Source organism: Vibrio sp. JZG10, from assembly GCF_054064075.1.
Map to the genome: position 1 here is coordinate 1 of NZ_JBSUGE010000044.1, position 6170 is coordinate 6170.

Annotated in this window: 5 protein-coding genes and 4 tRNA genes; 6 read left to right on the forward strand and 3 right to left on the reverse strand. The window is 43.9% G+C overall.

Annotation, left to right across the window (positions count from 1 at the left end; genetic code table 11):
• Window positions 1–504: 504 nt before the first annotated feature.
• Both pssA and ACWYVB_RS23870 read right to left on the reverse strand, forming a co-directional pair.
• Window positions 505–1845 carry a CDP-diacylglycerol--serine O-phosphatidyltransferase gene (gene pssA, locus ACWYVB_RS23865; RefSeq protein WP_258507240.1) on the reverse strand — a complete coding sequence of 447 codons (1341 nt, stop codon included), beginning with the start codon at window positions 1843–1845 and terminating at the stop codon, window positions 505–507.
• Between the two features lie 71 nt (window positions 1846–1916).
• Entirely contained in the window at window positions 1917–2348 is a 432-nt protein-coding gene (locus ACWYVB_RS23870; RefSeq protein ID WP_191907337.1) for a GNAT family N-acetyltransferase, read from the reverse strand.
• Window positions 2349–2449: 101 nt separating this feature from the next.
• Between ACWYVB_RS23870 and murB the strand changes: the two genes are divergently transcribed.
• Together murB and birA are read left to right on the forward strand one after the other, a co-directional pair.
• Complete coding sequence (murB, locus tag ACWYVB_RS23875) at window positions 2450–3496, forward strand: UDP-N-acetylmuramate dehydrogenase (RefSeq protein WP_457530421.1); 1047 nt, start codon at window positions 2450–2452, stop codon at window positions 3494–3496.
• Entirely contained in the window at window positions 3493–4458 is a 966-nt protein-coding gene (birA, locus tag ACWYVB_RS23880; RefSeq protein ID WP_053809528.1) for a bifunctional biotin--[acetyl-CoA-carboxylase] ligase/biotin operon repressor BirA, read from the forward strand. The genes murB and birA overlap by 4 nt, the downstream gene beginning before the upstream one ends.
• Window positions 4459–4465: 7 nt before the next feature.
• Here the strand turns inward: birA and coaA are convergent, their stop codons facing one another.
• The gene (gene coaA, locus ACWYVB_RS23885) at window positions 4466–5389 is read right to left on the reverse strand and encodes a type I pantothenate kinase (RefSeq protein WP_457530423.1); all 924 of its coding nucleotides are present in this window, start codon (window positions 5387–5389) and stop codon (window positions 4466–4468) included.
• Between the two features lie 205 nt (window positions 5390–5594).
• Here coaA and ACWYVB_RS23890 point away from each other — a divergent pair.
• From ACWYVB_RS23890 to ACWYVB_RS23905, 4 genes are all read left to right on the forward strand, one after another.
• Window positions 5595–5670: transfer RNA gene (locus ACWYVB_RS23890), tRNA-Thr, on the forward strand.
• Between the two features lie 36 nt (window positions 5671–5706).
• Window positions 5707–5791 (forward strand) — tRNA-Tyr (locus ACWYVB_RS23895).
• Window positions 5792–5826: 35 nt separating this feature from the next.
• Window positions 5827–5901: transfer RNA gene (locus ACWYVB_RS23900), tRNA-Gly, on the forward strand.
• A gap of 13 nt (window positions 5902–5914) precedes the next feature.
• A tRNA-Thr gene (locus ACWYVB_RS23905) sits at window positions 5915–5990 on the forward strand.
• Window positions 5991–6170 lie beyond the last annotated feature (180 nt).

Below are 6170 nucleotides of genomic sequence, written 5' to 3' on the forward strand. Positions count from 1 at the left end.
GCGGGTTCGAGTCCCGTCCACTCCGCCACTTATATTAAGCCTCAGTCGAAAGACTGGGGCTTTTTTCGTTTTGGTTATCCGACTTACCTTAACCCCATTTCCATATTGAAACCTTGCATCGAGAGGCAGGCTTCCCTCTTCACGATGCTTTCTAAGCCCTGTCATGACGAGGTGTTGCGCAGTTCCTGCGGTTTCTGCTGAGCCGGGTCCCAGTATCGAGGACTAGTTTTGAGCCCCTGTGCTGACTTACGTGTTAGAAAGCTTATTCACTAGCGTAGTGTAAGAAAGAGTAAGATCGGAAGACTGAGTTATTAAGCACCTAGCCACTTACGCATGTATTGCCTTTCTAGATTCTAGGTTGTTGCGTTTGGGGTTACGTTGCGTCTCGCAAGCTTATTTACTGAAGTCTACTAATATAGAGGTCTAATAGAGTATTAAGCTGTTGGAGCTAGGAATAATAAAAAAGCCCAGCAGGAAAATGCTGAGCTTTGAAGTTAATTATGCTTACAGGATGCGTTTTAAAACCCCATCTGCTTTTAGGCGGGTTATTTTTCTTACTAACCGCTGCACCCCTATCGGATAATCTTCCACTTTTTCTAACTGTTTATAAGTACAGATAAGATGGGTATGCTCAAGGATACGCGAAACCTCATCTTCGAACTTATCAGTGAGTTTCGCATAATTGTCTTGGATGAGAAGCCCATTTTCTAGATCAAGTGACCAAGCCCGAGGATTTAAGTTATTCCCCGTCAGTAGCATATAGCGTTTATCAACCCAAATCCCTTTGAGATGGAAGCTATTATTGTCATGCTTCCAGAGGTGAATTGACAGTTTACGCGCAGCGATATTCGCTTCATTTGCTTTCGCAAAGCGGCGTAGGTTTACTTCATACAGATATGGAAGTCCGCCAATGGTTTTAAAGTCTTCCTCAGGGGCAATATAAAAGTCGTTTGCTGTCTTGTCGCCCACAACAATAGTTACTTTCACACCGCGTTTCATGGCTCGCTTCACTTCACGATGCAGCGCTTTAGGGAAGTTAAAGTAAGGCGTACAGATAAAGATTTCGTTTTGGGCGGCCGCTAGTAACTTTACAATCTGTTGATTGAGCAGATTGCGGCGTTTGCCTAGACCAACTAGTGGGGTGATTTTTACACTTTCCTCTGTTGGTGGTTGGTCTTCAAACTTATAATTAGCTTGAGCAAGTGAAGCTCTCAGTTGACGAATCGCCGACTTAATTTCTTTGGTTTCTGGCTTATCTTTTCCAGCAAGATCATTGACAGCAGGGTGAGCAATCATCTCTTCCTGAATGAATTGCACCATTGAATTAGCTAGAGACTCATGTCGAATCACATGGTAACGATCAAAGCGATAGCGTTCGTGATAGTGCAGATAAACATTATTTAAGCTTGCTCCACTGTAGATGACAGTATCATCGACAATGAAGCCTTTTAAATGCAGTACCCCAAAAACCTCTCTGCCACGCACAGGTATACCATAGACAGGGATCGGGTGTTGGTACTTATTGGCATACGCTTTGTAAAGCGCAGAATTACCCTCAGATGTTTCCGCACCAATCAGGCCACGCTGCGCTCGATGCCAGTCGACACAGATATTGATGTCCAACCCAGGATTGCGCTGTTTCGCTTCATAAAGCGCAGTGAGAATTTCACGTCCAGCTTCATCATCTTCCAGATATAGAGCGACTAGGTAAATTCGCGACGTTGCTTTGCTGATTGCATCCAAAAGATGAGTCCTGAATGATTCTGCTGAATACAGAACATCAAAGTCTTCCGGATTGACAGCGAGACTTGGCAACTGTTCGAATGGATTCCTACTTACTATCATATCGGTATGAGTACCTTAGTTTAGTGCAATATTGCGAACCTGCCATTTTATCAAAGATATGATTTACCTGGCTACAAAAGCGCGCGTTTTGATGTCATTGAAGAGATGAATTGCATTGGAATGAGATCTTTACCGCTATCTACATAGCGTTGAAATGCCATTTTTAGCGGGTGTGGTAGCTCAGAGCAATCAATGGTTTTGAATCCATGCTTGGAATAATAGGATTCGAGATGTGTAAACGCGAAGCAATAATCGCCATCAGTGAAAACATTGTTTTTACAATGAGTTAGTAGTTCTTTTCCAATGCCAGTTCCCCTAAGTGTTGGAATGACCAGCATTCCCGTCAGCAATCGAGATCTATCTACGGTTTTTAAGCGTAGTAACGCAACGATTTCACCTTTATGGCTCGCTGTAATGATCAGTTCATCCTTTTTGGCTCGACCCGAAGGGTAATGCGCTTTGTACAACCTCTTAATGAGAGGGAGCTTGATAGGATTTAACACTTCTATGATTAATGAGTCAGGTATTGTCACTGCGGTTAAAAGATAACTAATGTAGAATGTCGACAGTTTAAGAGAATCTTATCTGACGTTGCAAACCTACTATGCAAATTAAAACAAATGCAAGCCTTAAGGCTTACCATACTTTTGGGATTGAACAGTCGTGTTCCTATTTAGCGACCATCGAGTCGCTCGAGGAGGTTATCCAACTATTTCAAGACCCGAGATTCACCCATTTACCGAAACTTTTTTTAGGTAAAGGAAGTAATGTTCTTTTCACTGAGCATTTTGATGGGTTAGTGATCGTTAATCGACTCATGGGTAAAAATGTGACGGAAACGGATGACCAATACCTATTGCATATTGCAGGTGGTGAAGACTGGCCTGATTTGGTTTCCTGGTGTGTGAGTCAGGGAATTGGTGGGTTAGAAAACCTAGCCCTGATCCCTGGCTGTGCAGGCTCGGCTCCTATTCAAAACATTGGAGCCTATGGACTAGAGCTAAAAGACATTTGTGACTACGTGGATGTTCTTGATCTAACTACATTTGAAAATAGAAGAATGAGCGCCAGAGACTGTAACTTTGGCTACCGAGACTCCATTTTTAAACACGCTTTGCATGAAAAGTGCTTTATTACTGCACTAGGGCTTAAGTTGGCTAAGCAATGGCAACCGATTAATCAATATGGTCCTTTAAAAGATATTCCGGAAGAACAACTTAGCCCAGCAACAATCTTCGAGCGAGTTTGCCAAGTGCGAACGGAGAAACTGCCGGATCCAGTCAAGGTAGGTAACGCAGGAAGTTTCTTTAAAAACCCAGTGATCACTCAAGATCATTATGATCGGCTCATGAAGCAACATACTAATATCGTGGCCTATCCAACTCCTGGCGGAATGAAAGTCGCGGCTGGTTGGCTGATTGATCAGTGCGGATTAAAGGGGAAGTCTGTGCATGGTGCACAGGTCAACCCTATGCAAGCCTTGGTTTTGACCAACATGGACAACTGCTGCAGTGCCGATGATGTTGTCGCACTTGCTTCCCTAGTGAAGCAGGCAGTGTGGGATAAATACCAAATAGAACTTGAGCATGAAGTTCGATTTCTGAACCGTACCGGGGAAACCAACCTGGCTCAGATCGAGGCGTTAAGATGAGAAAAGATCACTCGACGAAACTTCATATCTTAAAGTCATTAAGTAACGGCGAGTTTCATTCTGGAGAGGCGCTGGGCGAAGCCCTGAATGTATCCAGAGCGGCAATAGCTAAGCATATTAAAGGTCTTAGTGAGTGGGGCATTGATATTTATCGAGTGCAAGGGCGCGGTTACCAGTTGGCATCACCATTGCAGTTGCTAGATGAAGCTCTCCTTACTGCTAGTGCGGAGTCACTTGTTGAGCTTGTTCCTGTGATTAACTCAACCAACCAGTATTTGCTTGATAGAGTTGCAGAGTCAGAAAAGGGCCGTGTTTGTATAGCTGAGTATCAAGCACAAGGACGTGGTCGCCGCGGTAGACAATGGATCTCTCCATTTGGCTCTAACTTATACCTATCCATGTACTGGCGATTAGATGCGGGAATGGCCGCGGCAATGGGCTTAAGCCTTGTTATTGGTATTGCCGCAGTGGAAGCACTAGAAGAAATGGGCATACAAGGCGTTAAACTCAAGTGGCCAAATGACCTGTATTATCAAGATAAAAAACTGGCAGGAATCTTAGTGGAGATGTCAGGGCAGGCCGGTGGTGCTGCTCATCTTGTGATTGGGATGGGGCTCAATATTGGAATGCCTGATGAGCAACCTGAGATTGATCAACCATGGACAACATTGAATCAGGTAAACGAGAGTCTCGTGATCGATAGAAATGTCCTAGCGACGACGCTTATCAAGCATTGGAATTCCGCACTTATCGAGTATGAACTGAAAGGGCTTACCAGCTTTGTCGAACGTTGGAATCGATTAGATAACTTTCTCAATCGTCAAGTCAAGCTGCTCATCGGACCTAGAGAGGTGCACGGCGTCGTACGCGGCATCGATCATCAAGGCGGGATATTACTCGAAACCTCGCAAGGGCTAGAGACTTACATTGGTGGGGAAATCTCGTTGCGTAAAAGCGATTGACGTTCAATTACTTTCGTAAAGACACCTTATCAACCAAGTGGTTGACGCCTTTGTGTAGAATCAAATGGGCTCTTTCTCGGGTGGGAAGAATATTTAGCTCCAAGTTGAGCCCATTAATATCATGCCAAATTTGTTTCGCTTTTTGCTTTGCTTCATCGACTGACAGTTGCGTGTAGTGACTAAAATAAGAACCGGGTTTAGTAAAAGCCCCTTGGCGAAACTTTAAAAATCGTTCCACATACCACTGTTCAATTGTCTCTGTTTCAGCATCGACATAGATCGAAAAATCCAAAAAATCAGAGACAAAGACGCGATGTGGATCATGCGGATAATCCATTCCACTTTGTAGAACGTTTAAACCTTCAATGATAAGAACATCCGGTCTATCAACTTTTCTTAGTTTGTCCGTAATGTCATACGTGATGTGGGAGTAAATAGGTACTTCAAGATCCGGCTTACCCGCTTTAACGTCAGACATAAACTCAACTAAACGTTTGATATCATAGGACTCAGGAAACCCTTTACGATGCATGATACCGCGTTCTTCTAGTACCTTTTTCGGATATAGAAAGCCATCTGTAGTGACCAAGGACACTTTGGGATGATTCTCCCAACGAGAAAGCAATGCGGTCAGAATACGAGCTGTCGTACTTTTGCCTACAGCGACACTGCCGGCGATACCAATCACAAAAGGAGGGGCATGTTCTTCCGTATTCAAGAATTGTTGTAATACAGAGTTGCGGCTTTGACGCGCTTGGACGTACAGATTCAAAAGGCGAGATAAAGGAAGGTAGATTTCTACCGCTTCCTCCATGGTTAGGTTTTCATTAATGCCCTGAAGCGCAGTCAAGTCGTCTTCAGAAAGTGTCATCGGTACAGAGTTTCTTAACTCGGCCCAGTTTGCACGGTCAAATGACAAAAATGGACTCATGGGTCTCTTTTATCCTTGGTTTAGTAGAAGCAAGAACATACATCAAGCGAACTTCAAAGCAAACGACAAAGGTCGAAGTTTACTTTAAAAAAGCCAAGTTTGTACGAATTTGCAGCAAACGAATCTAAAAAATCGAATTTTATGATTTTTTTTAAAATTACTATTGCAACCTCGAAAATCATTCAATAGAATGCGCACCACTTATGCCGACTTAGCTCAGTAGGTAGAGCAACTGACTTGTAATCAGTAGGTCACCAGTTCGATTCCGGTAGTCGGCACCATTCTTTCCTTTAGTAGTCTGAATGGCTTGAAAATTTGGAGGGGTTCCCGAGTGGCCAAAGGGAGCAGACTGTAAATCTGCCGGCACTGCCTTCGATGGTTCGAATCCGTCCCCCTCCACCATATTCTTTAGGAAATAGCTCTCAGAGTTACGTGTTGCGGGCATCGTATAATGGCTATTACCTCAGCCTTCCAAGCTGATGATGCGGGTTCGATTCCCGCTGCCCGCTCCACTCTAATTTGAGTGCTGATATAGCTCAGGTGGTAGAGCGCATCCTTGGTAAGGATGAGGTCGGCAGTTCGAGTCTGCCTATCAGCACCAGCTCTCAAGTTTATTTCCTTTTGATATTAGATTTACCAATTATCTTTTTTTGGTTGCGTGGTCAATTTGGGCCACCTAAATCCGTACCTAGAGGGACCACTCATGTCTAAAGAAAAATTTGAACGTACGAAACCGCACGTTAACGTTGGTACTATCGGCCACGTTGACCACGGTAAAACA